This is a genomic window from Paenibacillus sp. DS2015 (assembly GCF_050433705.1).
In the GTDB taxonomy this organism is placed as follows: domain Bacteria; phylum Bacillota; class Bacilli; order Paenibacillales; family Paenibacillaceae; genus Paenibacillus_AQ.
In genome coordinates this window covers 111,025-131,626 of the sequence record NZ_JBNPWS010000005.1, presented here as the reverse complement: position 1 = coordinate 131,626, position 20,602 = coordinate 111,025, and the positions used below count along the sequence as shown (strand labels likewise).

Here is a 20,602-nt window from a genome sequence, read left to right as displayed (position 1 = left end):
GGAGCAATGAGATGAACTTTAACATAGCTAACGGTGGTCTTGCCATGAAGGTAGGGAGTAGTCTTTATCTAAGTGACATAAGCGGCTATACCGGTACGACTATTGTAGATACTGTAACAGGGGAAACGAATGTCACCATGGGTCTATTTTGGTTCATGAATAACATCGACCATTCTATCTATTATAGTGATCAACAACGTGGAAATGCACTCTGTAAGTTCGATATGAACACACAGACGATAGAAATAATTCAGAAGAAACCTTGCTATGGGATTCTTCACATTGGAGAATGGCTCTATTACATTAATGATGATGATCGTAAGTTATATCGATGTAAACACAATGGACGTAGCGAAGATAGACTAACGGATGAACCTGTAATTTGCTTCATAGCCAATGGCAATAGGATCTACTATTCGACTGAGAAGGGTGTTCGGTGGTGTAACTTAAGTGGTAGTAATGTAGAACGAATCTCAGAATCAGTAGCTATAGGAATGATTATGATGGGCGATACACTAGCCTATGCAGATAAGAATAATAACTTTACACTTACGCTGCTCGACGTCACAACGAAAAGTACAAGCATATTTAAAGATATTTCTCCAACGAGTCTAAACACGGACGGGAGATACTTATATTGCTCTAACCGGCAGAATGACAGATCCATCTACAGAATCGACACGGAACAAGGAACTAGTATTAGAATATGTGGTGATCGTGCAGATTATTTGCATATTATTGAAGATGAAATTTACTTTTGTAGTCGTAATGAGTGGTTCAGAATGTCCTTGTTAGGTGGACAAGCCACGAGAGCTGCTACGTTGCCGAGGTTAATATAATGAATAAAACATATGAATTTAGTCGTCAGCCAAGGTTCATGCCTGAAATGCCAGTGGGTGAGATTGAGATTCCGAATCCCCCAAGCTTTCAAGAAAAACCAGAAATATCATGGTTTGCACTCTTAGCTCCACCCGCAGTTATGTTAGTTATTACCTTCTTACTCGCCTTAACCTCACAATCAATGTACATGATGGTGTCGATAGCAGCTACGATCATGGCACTGATCGTGTCATTGACTGGAGCTACATCTCAAATAAAAAAATACAAGAAGAAGAATAAGGAACGCGAGGCTAAGTATCTTCAGTTTATTACCGATACCCGCAGTGACCTAGCCATTGCTAGGGAACAGCAGATTAAGGCGATGATTGAACTGAACCCGGAGCCTTCGGCCTGTATCCAGAGAATTAATCAGACAGACAACAAGCTGTGGGAAAGAACAACTTCATTTAATGATTTCCTCTCTTTGAGATTAGGTGTAGGAAGCGTGATGTCAGCTATTCGAATTAATTATACGAAGCAGGAGGTCATTATGGAGAATGATCCGCTTCTCATGGAACCGCAAAGACTAGCCTTGGAATTTGAAAGAGTTCAAGAGGTCCCGGTGTCCTTGAACCTTATGTCGACTGAAATATGCGGCCTGGCTGGTGAAGAAGATAAGACTTCAGGGCTCGTTATGCTCATGTTACTTCAGTTAATTACACACCATGGATATGACGATGTAAGAGTTGTTATTTTGGCTTCTGAAGAGGGTGTTACTAAGTGGAATTGGATCAAGCATCTGCCTCATGTATGGAATGATGGATTGAATTCAAGATACCTATTATGTGGCAAAGCGATTGCCCATCAATTATTGGGAGAGTTATACGAGATACTCAAACAGCGGGAGCTGTCAAAGGTCGGTGGTAGCCCGCTTCCTCATTATGTGTTCATCATAGAAGATGCGTTATTACTTGAAAGTGAGCCTATTAATAAATATTTATTTAATCGTTCTTCAGAACTGGGTGTGTCCTCAGTATTCGTGGCTAAGAATAAAGCTTACCTACCGATGAACTGTAGAACGGTAGTAACACTTGACGGGAGAATTGCTGAACTAGCAGATAGGATATCAGGAGAAAGATCTACCTTTACACCTGATAGAGTTGATATGAAGAGTCTAGAGCAAGCTATACGTAGAATGGCACCGCTGCGAATCAAGAATTCAAGTGCAAATTTTTCACTGACATCTTCCATTACGCTATTGGACATACTTCAGGTGCAAAAGGTAACGGAAGTAGATGTCTTGACTCTTTGGAGGAGAAATAAAACCTATATGGGGATGAGCGTACCCATCGGTGCCAAAGCGGGTGGCGAGGCATTCATGCTGGACATGCATGAAACAGGTTTTGGTCCTCACGGATTGGTAGCAGGTACGACCGGATCGGGCAAGAGTGAGCTGTTGCAAAGCATCATCGTATCCCAAGCGATTCATTATCATCCGCATGATATTGTCTTTGTGCTTATTGATTATAAGGGTGGAGGGATGGCGGATGTATTTAAAGGGATGCCGCATCTTGTGGGCACCATTACGAACCTCGACGGCAATCAGACGACGAGAGCCTTGCTTTCTATAAAAAGCGAATTGCAGAGAAGACAGCGCGTGTTCTCGGAATACGGTGTCAATAACATCGATAAGTACCAGAAGCTATATTACAGCAAGAAGGAACAGAACGAGATGCCTGCAATTCCTCATCTAATCATGATAGCGGACGAGTTCGCTGAGCTGAAGCAGGATCAGCCGGACTTTATGAAGGAGCTTGTTAGTGCAGCAAGGGTAGGAAGAAGTCTTGGGGTTCACCTTATTCTTGCGACTCAGAAGCCAGCAGGTGTTGTCGACGATCAGATATGGAGTAACTCTAAATTCAAGATTTGTCTCAAGGTTCAAGATGAGAGAGATAGTAGAGATGTCATCAAGCGTCCAGATGCGGCAATGATCAAAGAGCCTGGCCGAGCATTCATTCAAGTAGGTAACGATGAAGTATTCGAATTGTTTCAGTCGACCTATTCAGGCGCCGATTATGATCCGGAAGGTGAAATGCAAAAGAGCGAAAACAAGGTGAAACGAATCTATAAGGTTTCATTGAATGGTAGAAGTGAGCAGATATATCCTTTATCTGAAGAGAAAATTGCGAAAGACGAATTGCCTTCTCAGTTAGGAGCAATGGTCGAGCATATTACGAATATGGCGGCTTATTCGGGAATCGAACCGTTGAAGGGTCCTTGGCTACCTCCACTCCCTGAAATTATATATTTAGATAATATTTTAGAGAATAGATTTGAAACAAGTCCTTGGCCGGCACGGGAACATCTATTGAGGGTACCTGTTGGAAGAATGGATGATCCAAGGGGACAAAGTCAGAATGTGCTGGAAATAGACTTTGCTAATGAAGGTAATTTATTTGTATTCGGCACGCCAGGTACAGGTAAAACGGTATTTCTAAAAACGCTGTGTATGTCTATGGCTCAATTATATTCACCAGAAGCTGTGAATATATATATTATGGATTTCGGTGGAAATACATTGCGAGTATTGGAGAAGCTTCCTCAGGTAGGCGGAGTTATGACCTTAGAGGAAAAGAGTATACTAGACCAGTTTGTCTTGTTTCTTTTTAGAGAAATCGAGATAAGAAAGGCTCTGTTTGAAGAAAGTGGGAGCGAAGGTTTCAATTCCTATAGAAATTCTGGAAGAACGCTACCGGCCATTGTATTAATTATTGACAATTACTTTGCATTATCGGAATCCTACGATGACCTCGATGAACAAATGATGATATTAGCGCGTGAAGGGTCGAAGTACGGTATTTATCTGGTGGCTACCGCAACCAATTCTGCCTTTGTAAGATATAAGTTTTCTGTGAATTTCAAGTTGGCGGTTACATTCCAGATGACGGATAAAGGCGATTATACTGAAATTGTCGGTAGAACCGAAGGGTTAGAGCCAATGAAGGTTGCAGGCAGGGGACTAGTCAGAGGGAAACCTCCGTTGGAGTTTCAAACCTCGCTACCTGAATTTGAAGGCGTTAGTACTGAACAGCTTCTACACTCGTTTGCAAGTATGAAGTCTAGTAAAGCAAGGCCTATTCCAGTCATGCCATCGATGATTAACATACAAGACATCAATAACGAACCTGGAAGGTTAGCAATAGGGCTTGGAAGTAATGATCTTCAATCAGTTTATATTGATCTGTATGCAACGCCAGTACTTATGGTGGCTGGGGAATCGATGTCAGGAAAAAGCACACTCATAATGTCATGGATAAGGATACTTGAGGATGCCACTGTGTATGCACTTGACTCCAATGGTATGGGTCTATTTCAAATGATGAATTTGTCTAATGTTACGGACATATCTGAAGTGGAAGATACGTTTATCGCTGAGGTCGAGGCGTTGCTAGAGGAACGTAGGAAACAGATGTTAGAATGCAGACGTGAAAACGGGGATATGCAGGAGCTCATTCGATTATGGAAGCAAGTTATCTTCGTGATTGATAAGCTTAGCGAATTTACGAATAATGACGACAACGACAGGTTAAAAGAGCTAATCGAACGAATCGTAAAAAAGGAACGTGGAATGAAAGTAGCAGTCATTGCAGCAGATAGTATCTCAGATTTTTCTAGCAATTGGGACAGCCTTGGTAAAGCAATGAAGGAAGAACAGACGGGTGTGCTGATCGGAAGTATAAAGGAGCAAGGACTATTCTCAGCGAGTATGCCTTATGGAACTTCGGAGAAGGAACTGGAGCTTGGGGACGGATATGTAATCATTAAGAATAAGTTTATAGGATTAAGATGTGCTACCGTCCTGACAAAGAGTAGCTGAGATGCTGGATTCCTGAAAGGAGAATTGCTATGCCAACAACAACGGAAATAAATAGTATGGCAAAAAAAGTTTCCGAGATGAAATCTAATATCAGCAATGAAAGTAACCGCCTCCATGGCCAAGTAGACAATTCCAGTACGTGGTGGCAAGGCGAGGCAGGTAAAACCCTGCGAAGTGATTATAACAAAATACGAACAGAGATTAAAACGTTGATTAATAAAATGGATAAACTGTATAATCACACGATTAGCTTCTCTAAAAAGGTTCAACAAGCAGCAGAAGACAAGAGAAAGGCCGATGCTGTGGCAGCAGCAAAGGCTTTAGCAGCTCAGGCTACTGTTGAGCAAAAAAGATTAGCGAGTGCAATGAAAAAATAGATATTCGGTAAAGGTGAGATTCTATGAAAGGAGGTGAAAATAATCATGGCTAGTCAAATAACACAAAAGTTTGATTTCGGCGAAGCAGATAAACTGAAAGGCAAGCTGGGATCTGAAATCTCTAAAATCGAAAGTGATCTCAATAATATGGCAAAACAAGTAGCAGGCGTGACTTCTTGGTGGAGCGGCGGTTCAGAAGTAGCATTCATAGAAAATTTCGAGAAAACGAAGAAGCAAGTCGTCAGCGGTCTAAACGAGTGGTTGACAGATTACAAACTACTTATTGATGCTGTTAAGAAAAACAAAGAAGAAAGTGATACATTTCTTGCAAATCAGTTAAGAAAATAAATGATTATAGATGTGGTGACGACTTGAAGCCGTCACCACATCTATATATATGAAAGGGAAAAATGGGGATGACGATAAAGACTATTTAAATGACATACGAAAATTGGCGTACTCGATAACGGAGCGGCTTAATGATAAATATACCCAGCTAGTAAATTAACAAAATATAATAAGAGGAGCTTTAATCATGAAAAAAATCGCACTATTACTCACCCTTATCTTCACATTCACCCTACTATCCACATCGTTCGCTTCAGCAGAGGATGTCAAAATTCGTGTCGTGGTAAACGGGAGAAAAATTAATTTCCCAGATGCTCAGCCATTTGTAGATGCCCAAGGCAGAACACAAGTGCCATCGAGATTTATTGCAGAAGCCTTAGGTGCAAGCACCACATGGAACGCGAAAGAGCAGAAAGCTTCGTTTGAATTAGAGAAGAATAAGCTTGTATTAACCATAGGACAGAGTAAGTACCTGCTAAACGGTGGAACCTACCGCATGGATACGGTAGCGATCGTTAAGAATGCGCGGACTTACGTACCGGCACGGTATGTGGCGCAAGCATTCGGGGCAGAAGTGAAGTGGGACAAGGCGGTACGGACAGTGTATATCCAGACCAACACCACGGGAGAGGTGACGCCTGCACCGGAGCTTGTACCTGAAGGGGGAACGACGAAGAAGTATGGTGGGATCTCCTTTAACGATGTAACCGATGTCGATCAGTATGGACGGATGACGAAGGAGAAATCGATAGAGTTCCTGCAGAAGCTTGCCAGCCAGATCACATTCGTAAAGGAGAATGGCAAATATGTAATCAAATGCACGTATCCTAAATTACCAAGTGAGTTTGTGTGGTCTGTAGGGATTACCGTGGAAACCGGCGTTGAAGGTGATAACTGGAGTGGCTTAGTAGAATCGAAACTATCGCATATTCCTTTAACAGGTTCTTTCACGAGGGAGGTACCTTTTATCAAGAATGCAAAAGATGTTGAATTGTATAGTATGTCACTAACGATAAATCCTATAGATCGTTCCAAGTTGGATGGAAATGATGGGAGTCCAGGGTTATTGGCGATTAACAAAACACGAGAAGAACAGAGTGCAGGCTATGTTCCAAGAACCGGTCCTAGTCAATATTTCAAAGATTTCAATTTTGGGAAGATGTTTCAATGGTAAGTAATAAATTTCAAGGACGGGGTATGGCATGAAACAGAAAACCTTTATTATGCTGCTCGTAGCGATATTCATAGGTATTAGTGTATACGTTAGCCCCCTCTCTCCTGTGCAGGCAGCTTCGCCAACGGTTGAAGTTCTAGTGGACTACGAGACAGCGAAGCCAGTAGTAGAACCTATCGGTGTTATTAAACATAATATGGAGATTAGCATTTCAAGATAATACAATCCTCTTCATAACTGCCTATAACAAGGAACTAATAATAAGTAGGCAGGAAGACATGAGTAAGAGGGTACTAGAATCGAAGATAATTTACTTAGCTACAACGGATGAACAAAATATAATAAGAGGAGCCATAATCATGAAAAAAATCGCACTATTACTCACCCTTATCTTCACGTTTACCCTACTATCCACATCGTTCGCTTCAGCAGAGGATGTCACGATTCGTGTCGTGGTGAATGGGAGGAAAATTAATTTCCCAGATGCCCAGCCGTTTGTAGATGCCCAAGGCAGAACGCAAGTGCCATCGAGATTTATTGCAGAAGCCTTAGGTGCAAGCACCACATGGAACGCGAAAGAGCAGAAGGCTTCGTTTGAATTAGAGAAGAACAAGCTGGTGTTAACCATAGGACAGAGTAAGTACCAGTTAAACGGTGGGACCTACCGCATGGATACGGTAGCCATCGTTAAGAATGCACGGACTTATGTACCGGCACGGTATGTGGCGCGAGCATTTGGGGCTGAAGTGAAGTGGGATAAGGCGGTACGAACAGTATATATCCAGACCAACACCACGGGAGAAGTGACGCCTGCACCAGAACTTGTACCTGAAGGCGGAACGACGAAGAAGTATGGCGGGATCTCCTTTAACGATGTAACCGATGTCGATCAGTATGGACGGATAACACAGGAGAAATCGATAGAGTTCCTGCAGAAGCTTGCCAGCCAGATCACCTTCGTAAAGGAGAATGGCAAATATGTAATCAAATGCACGTATCCTAAATTACCGAGTGGGTATGAATGGTCGGTAGGGATTACCGTGGAAACCGGAGTTGAAGGTGATAACTGGAGTGGCGATATATGGTCGAAACAATCGCATATTCCTTTAACAGGTTCTTTCACGAGGGATGTACCTTTTGTCAAGAATGCAAAAGATGTTGAATCGTATCGTCTGGTATTAGCGATAGACGTTATAGATCGGTCGAAATTGGCTGGAGAACAAACATATCTAGGTTTATTTACAGTCACCAAAGCATCAGACGGCTACAAGTATGTTGCCTTTGTTCCAGAGATAGGTCCAGATCAAAAATTTAAAGATTTCAATTATAGTAGGATGTTTCAATGGTAAGCACTACTAACTTTCAAGGACGGGGTATGGCATGAAGCAGAAATTTTTTATTATGCTAGTCATAGCGATATTGATAGGTGTTAGTGTATACGTTAGCCCACTCCCTTCTGTACAGGCAGCTTCACCGACGGTTGAAGTTCTAGTGGATTACGAGACAGCGAAGCCAGTAGCAGAACCTATCGGTGTTATTAAACATAATATGGAGACTAGCATTTTAAGATAATAGAATCCTCCTCATAACTGCTTATAACAAGGAACTAATAATAAGTAGATAGGAATACATGAGTAAGAGGGTACTAGAGTCGAAGATAATCCAACTAGTTACACGGACTAACAAAATATAATATGAGGAGCCATAATCATGAAAAAAATCGCACTATTACTCACCCTTATCTTTACGTTTACCCTACTATCCACATCGTTCGCTTCAGCAGAGGATGTCAAGATTCGTGTCGTAGTGAATGGGAGGAAAATTAATTTTCCAGATGCCCAGCCATTTGTAGATGCCCAAGGCAGAACGCAAGTGCCATCAAGATTTATTGCGGAAGCCTTAGGTGCAAGTACGACATGGAACGCGAAAGAGCAGAAGGCTTCGTTTGTATTAGAGAAGATTAAGCTGGTATTAACCATAGGACAGAGTAAGTACCTGCTAAACGGAGGAACCTACCGTATGGATACAGTAGCGATCGTTAAGAATGCGCGGACTTACGTACCGGCACGGTATGTGGCGCAAGCATTCGGAGCCGAAGTGAAGTGGGACAAGGCGGTACGGACGGTGTATATCCAGACCAACACCACGGGAGAGGTGAAGCCTGCACCGGAACTTGTACCTGAAGGCGGAACGACGAAGAAGTATGGTGGGATCTCCTTTAACGATGTAACCGACGTCGATCAGTATGGTCGGATGACAAAGGAGAAATCGATAGAGTTCCTGCAGAAGCTTACCAGCCAGATCACATTCGTAAAGGAGAATGGCAAATATGTAATTAAATGCACGTATCCTAAATTGCCGAGTGGGTATGAATGGACGGTAGGGATTACCGTGGAAACTGAGGTAAAAAGTGAAACATGGACTAGCTTTATAGAATCGAAACAATCGCATATTCCTATAACAGGTTCTTTCACGAGGGAGGTAGCTTTTGTCAAGAATGCAAAAGATGTTGAAACGTATCGTCTGGTATTAACGATAGATGTCAAAGATCATTTCAAGTTGGATGGAAATGATCCGAGTCAAGGATTATTTGTGATCGTTAAATCATTAGAAGAAAAGAGAGCTGGCTTTGTTCCAAATACGGGTCCTAGTCAATATTTCAAAGACTTCAATTATAGTAGAATGTTCCAATGGTAATCACTAAGTTTCAAGGACGGGGTATGGCATGAAACAGAAAACCTTTATTATGCTGGTCGTAGCGATATTCATAGGTATCAGTATATACGTTAGCCCCCTCTCTCCTGTGCAGGCAGCTTCGCCGACGGTTGAAGTTCTAGTGGACTACGAGACAGCGAAGCCAGTAGCAGAACCCATTGGTGTTATTAAACACAATCCAGCTGTGGAGCTGTGGCATTCTAGTGGAGGATACTGGAGTTACAATAATTTAATTATCAAAGACAGTCAGTTGAAGAATAGACTTGATGATGCTGAGAAACTTGCGGAAGCAATGGATAAAGAACTCAATAAAGATCCCGATAAAGAGCCAACCAATATTATTCATTCCGAAATCCCTCTCAATAGTACCTTATATGCGAAGTTGATGAAGGCGAACAAGGTGCAAGTGTATGTCTCCTCAACGATGAATGGGAAGAATCTCTCTGAGTTATTCTATGGGAAGCCGACCGTCACGCTGAAGAACAACAAAGTCTATTTCGAAGGGAAACCTAAGTTTAATTTTTATAATAAGGGTGATATCACTTATAAGACTTTTGTGGGTGATGAATTAGGGGTAACAATCCCTATTGTTGATCCGGAATTTGGCTATAACAGATATTCCATCTGGGGTAGGTCTTCTTCCGTGGGATGGGGGGCGACGAACGGGTATTTTGATGCGGGTAAACCCTTCGCCCCCGCTCCATCCGACACAGGCAAGATTGCGCCTAGTCAGATCATAAATGTTCAGGGGTACTTAAAGAACGGATTCACCGTGATAGCAAAGAATAACAAAGCTGTGACGAGTAAGTTAAACTCAGGTACTGTATCCGTTGGCGATGGTACGTTTAACGGGGGTGGGGCAGTGGCCATTCACTTCGAATACCCCATTATGCTCTCGTTCTATACGGATGAGACCGAAGACCTCTCCGCTCAATTTGAATCTTTTCCACCAAGCTCTCCGGAAGGATCCAGTGTGGAGATCGATGTCCGCGTCGAATCGACTTTTGGATCTATACAGAAAGATGTTCCTTACCAGTGGGCTATTACCACCAAGAGTGGAGATCCAGTTCCGGTCACCTTCTCGGGTCATAGTAAGAACGAGAGCAAAGGGAAGATCGCGAGCATTCCAGCGAAGGGAGAACGGTTGCTGACAGCGACCTTCATCATGCCCAATGAGGGTGTGAACGTCAGATTTGAAATCAATAAAGGGGGTAAGGCACCGGTCGAGGAAAAACTGGACAACAATGTGCTCCAGTCCACGGTTACGCTAAGCACCCCGATATCGCTTCCATACGATCTACTTTCTAAACAGGTGAGATTAGAATTTCCAGAATTGCCAAGTAAAACGGCGAAGTTGACTTTGCCAAGTTTACCAGATGCAGAATGGACGGAGAATGCTAAGGGTAGTCTGCAAGTGTCCAATGGGACGAACGATTTACAGCGGGATTTCGTCGTTCTCAATAACCCTGTCGTCAATGAGGACAGTGAGACCATCACCCGTACACCGGTGGTGACATTTACGATTAAACGCGAGGACTTTGGCGATGATCCATTGAACGAGAAATGGAAAAATTTAAGTGACCCAGGAGAACCCTTAGAACGAATGGGAGAAATCCACTATGCAGGTTCGGTAAGTAGACCTTATCAGTATACGTATTCATGGCAGACGTGTTCCCTAGTAAAGGAAAAAGTCGTCTGTACAAATCATTCAGAGACCAGAAACGGAACCGTAACGAGTGAATTTAAATCCGAGACGGTTGAGAAGCCCTATAAGATGTATGTGTATAACGGGCGCAAAGAAATCCCAGAGCACACCTACCAGAATATCATTGAGGATGATGCCCTAGATTCAAGGAAAAAGGAGCTCTATTGGACCAACGAACCTTATCTCTATTCTGTGATAAGGTGGATGCATCATCAGAATGTTAGTGGAATGAAATACAACTGGACACAAGTACCCGGGCAATACGAACGGTCATTCATCCAGCAGGCGAGTGGAACAGTAGGGTGGACGGTAGGAAGTTCTATGCAAAATGAATATAGCCAAGCTAGAGAAGCAGCTAGAAGTAAACTAAACAAGAAAGTACTCTATGATAAAGCCGTGTTTGCGACCGACCAACAATTACAAAGCTATGATTACCCGATAAAATCGGGATATTATTTCAACCCCAGAGGGAGCTACAACTTGACCGTGAAGACGGTGGTATTCAAGCCGACGGATGGGGAGACGAAGGATCATCAGGATATGGTGGATGCCGTCATTAATTCATTCCGCTATGAGACCGACCTGATGTATATCAATAGTAACAAACAAGCGGTCAATATTCGGAACGAGCCTCTTCATCCGATCGGTGGAGGATTTGAACGAGAAACAGGCATTTTATCTGTAAAGAATAGCGAAGGCGTGAACGGAGTGAAGTTGATAAGTGTGCTAGATAAAAATGAAGATGAAACCAGATATACAAAAGAAGTGAATGAGATCCCGTATACGGATGCACGTGGTGGGAATTCTCATAAGTTCTGGAAGCAGGTTCTGGAAGGGTATAGCGAGTCGTACACCGAGGGTAGCAACACGTATTATAACTACCGGGAATACGTGAAGGCAGGCCAGCATATGTACAAGATCACGGAAACGACACAGGTGACGATTGTCATTAATCCAACCAATATACCGCTTTATACCCATGCCAACATGCCAAACGGTACGTATGACATCAAAGTATGGCTAGATGATACCGTCCTGTCGAAAGGAAACCATGCGTATAAAGTATTAGACAAGCTTGAGGGAATCGAAGCGTTGAACGCCATTCCAGTCACCGTTGTGGGTTCAATGTACGATGATCTGAACAACTAATCACATAGTATAGACCCCATCCCCGCCATTACATCGAAGTCTAGTCCAGGAGAAGCACGACTAGATGGGAAGGTAATGACGGGGTTTTTATCATGCTAAGTTGAAAGGATTGGAGAGAGAGGCGTTGAATCATGGAACAGAGAGTCGAACCGGATAAGATCCGGGAGCTTTCAGGGGGAATGGAGCGTCTAAACCGTATCGTGAACGATACAAGCCAGATGTATGCGGAGATGGATAAGCTTACAAGGGATATCCCCGCCCAATATCCAGAGTCCGGCTATGTTCAATCGGCTACGCGAGAGGTCGATGACCTGCTGCGTGAGATTCGAGATCTAGCCATGTCCCTCCATGAGAGATTGGATGGCAAAGCGAGCACATTGAAGAAGACCGCCGGGCAGTATGAGGAAAACGAGGAGAAATTAAAGTTAATCCTTTCTAAATCCCCTACATTTAGCTGGGTGAATATGGGAACGAAGTGGGACGGGAAGGTGGCGGTGAAGCCCCCTTTTATGGATAAGTGGAAGTTGCCCCTTCTCCAAGCTCGAAAGAGCACACCTACGGAATCAGCCGATAAGATAGAGGTCGAAACACCGGAAGAAATACCCGTAAATCGAGCGAATTTAGATAGGTTATTACAACAGTATTCGGATGAAGAGGGGTACACGTTATTTGCGGGAGAGGTATTGTATCAAGCCGTATTATTTGACGAGGTACCTAAGTTCATAGCCTTTGCATTGGATAAAGGGTATGACCCGGATACCTTTGAGTATCTCGAATATTGGGAACGATCAGAGGCATACCAGAGATTAGAAGGGAAAACGAAACAACTAGAACAAGAGATTGTGGATTATCGGGAGCACTATTTAGATGGATATGAAGAAATAGCATTTGGAAGAGGATTCATAAACGGAATGGACCGAAATGTGGACGACATATTTAATACTACAGTAGAGATTGTCAAACATCCCATAGACAGTGGGAAGGCAGCGATCGAAGGAATTAAACAAATCTACGTAGATATAAATGAAGAAATAGAGAAATACCAGAAGGATCCCATGGGTTATATAGAGAAGACGGTGAAGGATACATGGGGGTCGATGGAGAAATTCTATAAAGAATTCAAGGAGCTCACCCCAAGCCAGAGATCTGAACGAATAGGAGAAATCGTCGGAGAGAATGCGATCTCTGCTGCAGTAAGTGCAGTGGGTGGAGGAATGGTAGGTCAAAGTATTAAAAAGGTAGTCTTGGTCATAAATTCGAAAGTGGATATTAAGATACCGGAAATGAAGTTGCTGGATGATCTTGATAAAAGTGATGTGGGTGAGGGGAATAAGTCTGGTATTGGGGAGACGGGTAAACCCAAGCCATTGGATATGCCGTCAACAGTGGATCCTCTTAAGAGGACGGGTGAAAATAGACTACCTAGTAGGACAATTGACAGCTTATATGAAAGAACTCAAAATATTAGAGGTGATATTAACAGTGAAATAGAAAAATTAAGAAACTCTGAAGAATACAAAAGCCTCTCAAAAACACAGAGGGATAAACTTGATAGAAAACTTAGAAAATTAAATAGCGGAAATGTTGCAGTAGCAGATGTGAGCATACCTGGTATTAAAAAAGAATTTCAAGCACACAGTCAGATTCATTCCTCTGATAGTGTGGGTAGTAATGTTGGAGATTTTAGTAATTCCAAAGCAGATAAATCATTGGAAACCTATGTTGATGATGACTTTCCACGATTTAATGACACGGAGGCTAAGATTCTTGAAGATATTGCTTCTCAGATAAAAGACCCTAATGTTAAAGGTCAAATAGATTTGTTTACAGAACTAGATGCCTGTCAAAGTTGCACAAATTTGATTATGGAATTTAGAAGCAAGTTCCCAAATATTCAGTTAAATGTTTATTCTGAAAATATGAAATAAGGACTGATGATATGAATATGACAAGTTATGAATCAATAAAAACCTCGGTAGCGTTAGACTTTGAGGAATATATTGAAGAAGAAGGTTTAAATGTGGCGCAGGTTTCAGCGAAAACTTTGGAAGAAGATTGGCGAATAGTAAACGATAGTTTGTTTACTAAAACATTATATATTATTTCTATTGCAATAGAGAGTTTGAAATACAAAGAAATTTCTGATTTCATATATTCTAAACTAGATAGTTATCTGGAAAACACTGAATTTGAAGAAGCTGCAGATAAAAATGACATTGAACAACTGTTACAAGATATTCAAGTTTGTAAAAAGTTAATTGATAAAAATGAGTATAAAGTCAGGGAAACAAGCGATTCTACTAAAGCAAGAGTAGAATACATCTTAGGCTTGAAAGTTGATTAAATAGGTGGTTGTTACAAACGTAATCATGCGGAGGGCTACCCAGTGCTGAATGAATCCATTATTCAACCAATAACACACTTAACCCATGTAATACTCGTATAAATATTTAGTCATTTCGTTTGTACGCACAATAATGATTGATAATTTATAACCTAAATAACGCTAAAGAGTAACAAAAAACAGGTCGATTATGGGTAGATACCACCATGATTGACCTGTTTTTTGTTATATCCTTCTCTTCTCAACGATTAAAGAAGGAAGGTGTTGAAGATGAAAACGAAGGTTAATCATCTCTGGTTGGCTATAAATAACAAAGTCTATTACGTTCAAAGATGAAGTTACCAAAGAGACATCGACCACAAACTTTAGGAAGAACAGAAGTGGAAAAGAATTAAGCAACTGGAAAGAACTACAGTCTGGATTGTTTAGAAGTACAATATGCACATCGGGTGAAGAACCGACGGGGGTCTTTATGATGTGAATACTACATTTCATGCCAAAATTGCTCGAGAAATCCGTCGATTTTTTTCTTGGATGGCAACACCAGACCGCACTCTTTGAATTTATGGTCACTTATTAATAGATAACTAGAATAAAAATAATTGTAAATAAGTATTAATTGTAGTCAAAATAAATGATTAAGGATATTAAGTTAAATTATGGTACAATATTTTCGACAACATAAAGTGACAATATCCCAATGGATAGGAGGTTAAAGGGAGCGGCGGTCAGCTTCCTACGAAAGAAACGTCTCTTCTTAATGCATATAACAAGGAAATAATACAGGTTAATAGGAATACATAGAGGCTCATAAGGCACCTAACCATCGATGGTGTAAGAAGCATAATATATTCGTGCAAGTGATTGAAAAATATAATAAGAGGAGCCATAATCATGAAAAAAATCGCACTATTACTCACCATTATCTTCACGTTCACCCTACTATCCACATCGTTCGCTTCAGCAGAGGATGTCAAAATTCGTGTCGTGGTAAACGGGAGAAAAATTAATTTCCCAGATGCTCAGCCATTTGTAGATGCCCAAGGCAGAACACAAGTGCCATCGAGATTTATTGCAGAAGCCTTAGGTGCAAGCACCACATGGAACGCGAAAGAGCAGAAAGCTTCGTTTGAATTAGAGAAGAATAAGCTTGTATTAACCATAGGACAGAGTAAGTACCTGCTAAACGGTGGAACCTACCGCATGGATACGGTAGCGATCGTTAAGAATGCGCGGACTTACGTACCGGCACGGTATGTGGCGCAAGCATTCGGGGCAGAAGTGAAGTGGGACAAGGCGGTACGGACAGTGTATATCCAGACCAACACCACGGGAGAGGTGAAGCCTGCACCGGAACTTGTACCTGAAGGCGGAACGACGAAGAAATATGGCGGGATCTCCTTTAACGATGTAACCGATGTCGATCAGTATGGACGGATAACACAGGAGAAATCGATAGAGTTCCTGCAGAAGCTTGCCAGCCAGATCACCTTCGTAAAGGAGAATGGCAAATATGTAATTAAATGCACGTATCCTAAATTGCCGAGTGGGTATGAATGGTCGGTAGGGATTACCGTGGATACCGGAGTTGAAAGTGATAACTGGAGTGGAGATTTATGGTCGAAACTATCGCATATTCCTTTAACCGGTTCTTTCACGAGGGAGGTAACTTTTGTCAAGAATGCAAAAGATGTTGAGTCATATCATCTGGTATTAGCAATAGACGTCAAAGATCGTTCCAAGTTGGATGGAAATGATCCGATTCAAGGATTATTTTCGATCGTTAAATCATTAGAAGAAAAGAGAGCTGGCTTTAATCCAAATACGGGCCCTAGTCAATATTTCAAAGACTTCAATTATAGTAGAATGTTCCAATGGTAATCACTAAATTTCAAGGACGGAGTATGGCATGAAACAAAAAACCTTTATTATGCTGTTCGTAGCGATATTGATAGGTATCAGTATATACGTTAGCCCACTCTCTCCTGTGCAGGCAGCTTCACCAACGGTTGAAGTTCTAGTGGACTACGAGACAGCGAAGCCAGTGGCAGAACCCATCGGTGTTATTAAACATAATATGGAGATTAGCATTTCAAGATAATACAATCCTCTTCATAACTGCCTATAACAAGGAACAAATAATAAGTAGATAGGAAGACATGAGTAAGAGGGTACTAGAATCGAAGACAATTTACTTAGCTACAACGGATGAACAAAATATAATAAGAGGAGCCATAATCATGAAAAAAATCGCACTATTACTCACCCTTATCTTCACGTTCACCCTACTATCCACATCGTTCGCTTCAGCAGAGGATGTCAAGATTCGTGTTGTAGTGAACGGGAGAAAAGTTAATTTTCCAGATGCCCAGCCGTTTGTAGATGCCCAAGGCAGAACACAAGTGCCATCGAGATTTATTGCAGAAGCCTTAGGTGCAAGCACCACATGGAACGCGAAAGAGCAGAAAGCTTCGTTTGAATTAGAGAAGAATAAGCTCGTATTAACCATAGGACAGAGTAAGTACCTGCTAAACGGTGGAACCTACCGCATGGATACAGTAGCGATTGTTAAGAATGCGCGGACTTACGTACCTGCACGGTATGTGGCGCAAGCATTCGGGGCATAAGTGAAGTGGGACAAGGCGGTACGGACAGTGTATATCCAGACCAACACCACGGGAGAGGTGACGCCTGCACCGGAGCTTGTACCTGAAGGGGGAACGACGAAGAAGTATGGTGGGATCTCCTTTAACGATGTAACCGATGTCGATCAGTATGGTCGGATGACGAAGGAGAAATCCATTGAGTTCTTAGAGAAGCTTGCCAGCCAGATCACCTTCGTAAAGGAGAATGGCAAATATGTAATCAAATGCACGTATCCTAAATTGCCAAGTGAGCTTAAATGGTCGGTAGGGATTACCGTGGAAACTGGGGTGAAAAGTGAAAGCTGGAGTGGCTTAATTGAATCGAAACAATCGCATATTCCTTTAACCGGTTCTTTCACGAGGGAGGTAGCTTTTGTCAAGAATGCAAAAGATGTTGAATTGTATAGTCTGGTATTAACGATAAATCCTATAGATTATTCCAGGTTGGATGGAAATGATGCGAGTCCAGGGTTATTTGTGATCGATGTATCATCAGATGGATACAGGAGTGTTGGCTATGTTCCAAGAACCGGTCCTAGTCAATATTTTAAAGACTTCAATTATAGTAGAATGTTTCAATGGTAATCACTAAATTTCAAGGACGGAGTAGGGCATGAAACAGAAAACCTTTATTCTCGTCGTAGCGTTATTCATAGGTATTAGTGTATACGTTAGCCCCCTCTCTCCTGTGCAGGCAGCTTCACCGACAATTGAAGTTCTAGTGGACTACGAGACAGCGAAGCCAGTAGCAGAACTTATTGGTGTTATTAAACATAATCCAGCTGTGGAGCTGTGGCATTCTAGTGGAGGATACTGGAGTTACAATAATTTAATTATTAAAGACAGCCAGTTGGAGAATAGACTTAGTGATGCTGACAAACTTGCGGAAGCAATGGATAAGGGACTCAATAAAGATCCCAACAAAGAACCAACCAATATTATTCATTCCGAAATCCCTCTCAATAGTACCTTATATACGAAGTTGATGAAGGCGAACAAGGTGCAAGTGTATGTCTCCTCAACGATGAACGGGAAGAAATTGTCTGAGCTGTTCTATGAGAAGCCGACCGTCACCCTGAAGGACAACAAGGTCTATTTCGAAGGGAAGCCTAAGTTTCATTTTTACAATGAGGATAAAATGACTTATAAGACTTTTGTGGGTGATGAATTAGGGGTGACAATCCCTATTGTTCATCCGGATTTCGGCTATAACAGATATTCCATTTGGGGTAGGTCTTCTTCCGTGGGATGGGGGGCTACAAACGGTTTTTTTGATAAGGGTAAACCCTACGCCCCGGCTCCATCCGGTTCGGGCAAGATTGCGCCTAGTCAGATCATGAATGTTCAGGGGTACTTAAAGAACGGATTCACCGTGATAGCAAAGAATAACAAAGCTGTGACGAGTACGTTAAACTCAGGCACTGTATCCGTTGGCGATGGTACGTTTAATGGGGGTGGGGCAGTGGCCATTCACTTTGAATACCCCATTATGCTCTCGTTCTATACGGATGAGACCGAAGACCTCTCCGCTGAATTTGAATCTTTTCCACCAAGCTCTCCGGAAGGATCTAGTGTGGAGATCGATGTTCGCGTCGAATCGACTTTTGGATCTATACAGAAAGATGTTCCTTACCAGTGGGCTATTACCACCAAGAGTGGAGATCCCGTTCCGGTCACCTTCTCGGGTCATATTAAGAATGAGAGCAAAGGGAAGATCGCGAGCATTCCAGCGAAGGGAGAACGGTTGCTGACAGCGACCTTCATCATGCCCAATGAGGGTGTGAACATCACATTTGAAATCAATAAAGGGGGTAAGGCCCCGATCGAGGAAAAACTGGACAACAATGTGCTCCAGTCTACGGTTACGCTAAGCACCCCGATATCGCTTCCCTACGATCTACTTTCTAAACAGGTGAGATTAGAATTGCCAAGTAATACGGTGAAGTTGACTTTGCCAAGTTTACCAGATGCACAATGGACGGGAAATGCCAAGGGCGGTCTGCAAGTGTCCAATGGGACGGACGATTTACAGCGGGAGTTCGTCGTTCTCAATAACCCTGCCGTCAATGAGAACAGTGTGACCATTACCCGTACACCGGTGGCGACATTTACGATTAAACGCGAGGACTTCGGCGATGATCCATTGAACGAGAAATGGAAAAATTTAAGTGACCCAGGAGAGCCCTTAGAACGAATGGGAGAAATCCACAATTCAGGTTCGGTAAGTAGACCTTATCAGTATACGTATTCATGGCAGACGTGTTCCCGAGTAGAGGAAGAAGTCGTCTGTACAACTCATTCAGAGACCAGAAACGGAACCGTAACGAGTGAATTTAAATCCGACACGGTTCAGAAACCCTATCAGATGTATGTGTATAACGGGCGCAAAGAAATCCCAGAGCACACCTACCAGAATGTCATTGAAGATGATGCTCTAGATTCAAGGAAAAAGGAGCTCTATTGGACCAACGAACCTTATCTCTATTCTGTCATAAGGTGGATGCACCACCAGAATGTTAGTGGCGTGAAATATAACTGGACCCAAGTACCCGGTCAATACGAACGGTCATTCATTCAACAGGCGAGTGGAACAGTAGGGTGGACGGTAGGAAGTTCTATGCAAAATGAGTATAGCCAAGCTAGAGAAGCAGCTAGAAGTAAACTAAACAAGAAAGCACTCTATGATAAAGCCGTATTTGCAACCGATCAACAATTACAAAGCTATGATTACCCGATAAAATCAGGATATTATTTCAACCCCAGAGGGAGCTACAACTTGACCGTGAAGACGGTGGTATTCAAGCCGACGGATGGGGAGACGGAGGATCATCAGGATATGGTGAATGCCGTCATTAATTCATTCCGCTATGAGACAGATCTAATGTATATCAATAGTAACAAACAAGCGGTCAATATTCGGAACAAGCCTCTTCATCCGATCGGTGGAGGATTTGAACGAGAAACAGGCATTTTATCTGTGAAAAATAGCGAAAGTGTGAACAGAGTGAAGTTGATCAGTGTGCTAGATAAAAATACAGATGAATCCAGATATACAAAAGAAGTGAATGAGATCCCGTATACGGATGCACGTGGTGGGAGTTCTCATAAGTTCTGGAAGCAGGTTCTAGAAGGGTATAGCGAGTCGTACACCGAGGGTAGCAACACATATTATAACTACCGGGAATATGTGAAGGCAGGCCAGCATATGTACAAGATCACGGAAACGACACAGGTGACGATTGTCGTTAATCCAACCAATATACCACTATACACCCATGCCAACATGCCAAACGGTACATATGGCATCAAAGTATGGCTAGATGATACCGTCCTGTCGAAAGGAAATCATGCGTATAAAGTATTAGACAAGCTTGAGGGAATCGAAGCGTTGAACGCCATTCCAATCACCGTCGTGGGTTCGATGTACGATGATCTGAACAATTAAAATC

General features: G+C 42.3%; 17 protein-coding genes. All 17 read left to right on the top strand.

Annotated elements, in window-relative coordinates; translation table 11 throughout:
• Positions 1-11: 11 nt before the first annotated feature.
• The 17 genes from J2T13_RS07025 (at position 12) to J2T13_RS06945 (ending at position 20,598) form a co-directional block, all read left to right on the top strand.
• Entirely contained in the window at positions 12-839 is an 828-nt protein-coding gene (locus tag J2T13_RS07025; RefSeq protein ID WP_429369677.1) for a DUF5050 domain-containing protein, read from the top strand.
• Positions 839-4,696 carry a type VII secretion protein EssC gene (gene essC, locus J2T13_RS07020; RefSeq protein WP_429369675.1) on the top strand — a complete coding sequence of 1,286 codons (3,858 nt, stop codon included), beginning with the start codon at positions 839-841 and terminating at the stop codon, positions 4,694-4,696. The genes J2T13_RS07025 and essC overlap by 1 nt, the downstream gene beginning before the upstream one ends.
• 29 nt (positions 4,697-4,725) lie before the next feature.
• A complete protein-coding gene (locus J2T13_RS07015; RefSeq protein WP_429369673.1) occupies positions 4,726-5,073 on the top strand; it encodes a WXG100 family type VII secretion target in 348 nt (115 codons plus the stop codon).
• Positions 5,074-5,118: 45 nt separating this feature from the next.
• Positions 5,119-5,421 (top strand): hypothetical protein, encoded by a 303-nt coding sequence (locus J2T13_RS07010; RefSeq protein WP_429369671.1) that lies wholly within the window; start codon positions 5,119-5,121, stop codon positions 5,419-5,421.
• Positions 5,422-5,608: 187 nt separating this feature from the next.
• The gene (locus J2T13_RS07005) at positions 5,609-6,595 is read left to right on the top strand and encodes a copper amine oxidase N-terminal domain-containing protein (protein ID WP_429369669.1); all 987 of its coding nucleotides are present in this window, start codon (positions 5,609-5,611) and stop codon (positions 6,593-6,595) included.
• A 28-nt stretch (positions 6,596-6,623) separates the two neighbouring features.
• On the top strand, positions 6,624-6,815 hold the full coding sequence (locus tag J2T13_RS07000; RefSeq protein ID WP_429369668.1) for a hypothetical protein: 192 nt from the start codon (positions 6,624-6,626) through the stop codon (positions 6,813-6,815).
• A gap of 139 nt (positions 6,816-6,954) precedes the next feature.
• Positions 6,955-7,944 (top strand): copper amine oxidase N-terminal domain-containing protein, encoded by a 990-nt coding sequence (locus tag J2T13_RS06995; RefSeq protein ID WP_429369666.1) that lies wholly within the window; start codon positions 6,955-6,957, stop codon positions 7,942-7,944.
• A 31-nt stretch (positions 7,945-7,975) separates the two neighbouring features.
• Complete coding sequence (locus tag J2T13_RS06990) at positions 7,976-8,167, top strand: hypothetical protein (protein WP_429369664.1); 192 nt, start codon at positions 7,976-7,978, stop codon at positions 8,165-8,167.
• Between the two features lie 138 nt (positions 8,168-8,305).
• Positions 8,306-9,292 (top strand): copper amine oxidase N-terminal domain-containing protein, encoded by a 987-nt coding sequence (locus tag J2T13_RS06985; RefSeq protein ID WP_429369662.1) that lies wholly within the window; start codon positions 8,306-8,308, stop codon positions 9,290-9,292.
• 28 nt (positions 9,293-9,320) lie between these two features.
• Positions 9,321-12,164 carry a hypothetical protein gene (locus tag J2T13_RS06980; RefSeq protein ID WP_429369660.1) on the top strand — a complete coding sequence of 948 codons (2,844 nt, stop codon included), beginning with the start codon at positions 9,321-9,323 and terminating at the stop codon, positions 12,162-12,164.
• A gap of 131 nt (positions 12,165-12,295) precedes the next feature.
• The gene (locus tag J2T13_RS06975) at positions 12,296-14,092 is read left to right on the top strand and encodes a deaminase domain-containing protein (RefSeq protein WP_429369658.1); all 1,797 of its coding nucleotides are present in this window, start codon (positions 12,296-12,298) and stop codon (positions 14,090-14,092) included.
• A 17-nt stretch (positions 14,093-14,109) separates the two neighbouring features.
• Complete coding sequence (locus J2T13_RS06970) at positions 14,110-14,508, top strand: hypothetical protein (protein ID WP_429369656.1); 399 nt, start codon at positions 14,110-14,112, stop codon at positions 14,506-14,508.
• Between the two features lie 894 nt (positions 14,509-15,402).
• Positions 15,403-16,389, top strand: coding sequence for a copper amine oxidase N-terminal domain-containing protein (locus J2T13_RS06965; protein WP_429369654.1), 987 nt, complete (start codon positions 15,403-15,405; stop codon positions 16,387-16,389).
• 28 nt (positions 16,390-16,417) lie between these two features.
• Positions 16,418-16,609, top strand: coding sequence for a hypothetical protein (locus J2T13_RS06960; RefSeq protein ID WP_429369652.1), 192 nt, complete (start codon positions 16,418-16,420; stop codon positions 16,607-16,609).
• 139 nt (positions 16,610-16,748) lie between these two features.
• Positions 16,749-17,135: a copper amine oxidase N-terminal domain-containing protein gene (locus tag J2T13_RS06955; RefSeq protein WP_429369650.1), complete on the top strand. Its 387-nt coding sequence runs from the start codon at positions 16,749-16,751 to the stop codon at positions 17,133-17,135.
• The gene (locus tag J2T13_RS06950; RefSeq protein ID WP_429369648.1) at positions 17,136-17,738 is read left to right on the top strand and encodes a hypothetical protein; all 603 of its coding nucleotides are present in this window, start codon (positions 17,136-17,138) and stop codon (positions 17,736-17,738) included.
• 28 nt (positions 17,739-17,766) lie between these two features.
• Positions 17,767-20,598 carry a hypothetical protein gene (locus J2T13_RS06945; protein ID WP_429369646.1) on the top strand — a complete coding sequence of 944 codons (2,832 nt, stop codon included), beginning with the start codon at positions 17,767-17,769 and terminating at the stop codon, positions 20,596-20,598.
• The last annotated feature ends 4 nt before the right edge of the window (positions 20,599-20,602 follow it).

Coding starts and splice junctions, on each gene's coding strand:
- J2T13_RS07025 (WP_429369677.1), top strand. CDS start 12: ATGAACTTTAACATAGCTAACGGTGGTCTTGCCATGAAGGTAGGGAGT.
- essC (WP_429369675.1), top strand. CDS start 839: ATGAATAAAACATATGAATTTAGTCGTCAGCCAAGGTTCATGCCTGAA.
- J2T13_RS07015 (WP_429369673.1), top strand. CDS start 4,726: ATGCCAACAACAACGGAAATAAATAGTATGGCAAAAAAAGTTTCCGAG.
- J2T13_RS07010 (WP_429369671.1), top strand. CDS start 5,119: ATGGCTAGTCAAATAACACAAAAGTTTGATTTCGGCGAAGCAGATAAA.
- J2T13_RS07005 (WP_429369669.1), top strand. CDS start 5,609: ATGAAAAAAATCGCACTATTACTCACCCTTATCTTCACATTCACCCTA.
- J2T13_RS07000 (WP_429369668.1), top strand. CDS start 6,624: ATGAAACAGAAAACCTTTATTATGCTGCTCGTAGCGATATTCATAGGT.
- J2T13_RS06995 (WP_429369666.1), top strand. CDS start 6,955: ATGAAAAAAATCGCACTATTACTCACCCTTATCTTCACGTTTACCCTA.
- J2T13_RS06990 (WP_429369664.1), top strand. CDS start 7,976: ATGAAGCAGAAATTTTTTATTATGCTAGTCATAGCGATATTGATAGGT.
- J2T13_RS06985 (WP_429369662.1), top strand. CDS start 8,306: ATGAAAAAAATCGCACTATTACTCACCCTTATCTTTACGTTTACCCTA.
- J2T13_RS06980 (WP_429369660.1), top strand. CDS start 9,321: ATGAAACAGAAAACCTTTATTATGCTGGTCGTAGCGATATTCATAGGT.
- J2T13_RS06975 (WP_429369658.1), top strand. CDS start 12,296: ATGGAACAGAGAGTCGAACCGGATAAGATCCGGGAGCTTTCAGGGGGA.
- J2T13_RS06970 (WP_429369656.1), top strand. CDS start 14,110: ATGACAAGTTATGAATCAATAAAAACCTCGGTAGCGTTAGACTTTGAG.
- J2T13_RS06965 (WP_429369654.1), top strand. CDS start 15,403: ATGAAAAAAATCGCACTATTACTCACCATTATCTTCACGTTCACCCTA.
- J2T13_RS06960 (WP_429369652.1), top strand. CDS start 16,418: ATGAAACAAAAAACCTTTATTATGCTGTTCGTAGCGATATTGATAGGT.
- J2T13_RS06955 (WP_429369650.1), top strand. CDS start 16,749: ATGAAAAAAATCGCACTATTACTCACCCTTATCTTCACGTTCACCCTA.
- J2T13_RS06945 (WP_429369646.1), top strand. CDS start 17,767: ATGAAACAGAAAACCTTTATTCTCGTCGTAGCGTTATTCATAGGTATT.